The sequence below is a fragment of the Alcanivorax sp. HI0083 genome (assembly GCF_001635175.1).
In genome coordinates this window covers 1-1,141 of record NZ_LWFX01000427.1, presented here as the reverse complement: position 1 = coordinate 1,141, position 1,141 = coordinate 1, and the positions used below count along the sequence as shown (strand labels likewise).

The following is a 1,141-nucleotide window of genomic DNA, read 5'->3' as shown; positions in this document are numbered from 1 at the left end:
ACCAGCACCGGCGCACCTTTAGCCACCGCCTCGGTCACTTCCTTGACGATAGCGTCGAATTTTTCTTGCAGGCTCAGGTACACCAAATCATTGGCGTCAATCCGCACCATGGGTTTGTTGGTGGGGACCACCACCACATCCATGCCATAAATCTGGCGGAATTCCAGCGCCTCGGTGTCCGCGGTACCGGTCATGCCGGACAGCTTGTTATACAGGCGGAAATAGTTCTGGAAGGTGGTGGACGCCAGGGTCTGGTTTTCCTGCTGGATATTCAGCCCTTCTTTGGCCTCGATGGCCTGATGAATACCTTCGGACCAGCGACGCCCCGGCATGGTACGGCCGGTGTGTTCATCCACGATCACGATCTGGTCGTTCTGAACGATGTAATCCCGGTCGATGTGGAACAGGGCATGGGCTTTCAGCGCCGCATGCACATGATGCAGCAGCGCCAGGTTATGGGCCGCGTACAGGCTTTCGCCCTGTTCCAGCAACTGGTTGCTGACCAGTAGCGCTTCAATCTTCTGGTGACCCGCCTCGGTCAGCTCTACCTGCCGTTGTTTTTCATCAACGAAGTAATCGCCTTCGCTCTCTTCTGTCTCTTTCTCCAGTTGCGGCATCAACTGATTCACCGCCTGGTACAGCTCGGAGGAATCTGCCGCCGGGCCGGAAATAATCAGTGGCGTTCTCGCCTCATCAATCAGGATGGAATCCACCTCATCGACGATGGCGTAATTCAACCCACGCTGCACCCGGTCTTCCAGGCGGAAGGCCATGTTGTCGCGCAGGTAATCGAAGCCGTATTCGTTGTTGGTTCCGTAGGTAATATCCGACGCGTACGCGGCGCGCTTCTGCTCGGTGGGCTGCTGGGACAGAATGATGCCCACGGATAACCCGAGGAATTCGTACAGGGGACGCATCCAATTGGCGTCACGCTCGGCCAGGTAATCATTTACCGTAACCACATGCACGCCTTCACCGGAGAGCGCATTCAGGTAGGCCGGCAGGGTCGCCGTCAGGGTTTTACCTTCACCGGTACGCATCTCGGAAATACGCCCTTCATGCAGGGATATCCCGCCCATCATCTGCACGTCGAAATGGCGCATCCCCATCACCCGTGTAGACGCTTCGCGGACTACCGCAA

Annotated in this window: 1 protein-coding gene; it reads right to left on the bottom strand. The window is 57.1% G+C overall.

The genetic code is table 11. The features are described 5' to 3' along the window. Positions 1-1,141 (bottom strand): DEAD/DEAH box helicase (locus tag A3754_RS04425; protein WP_369817576.1); only part of this gene is annotated, 1,141 nt, incomplete at both ends.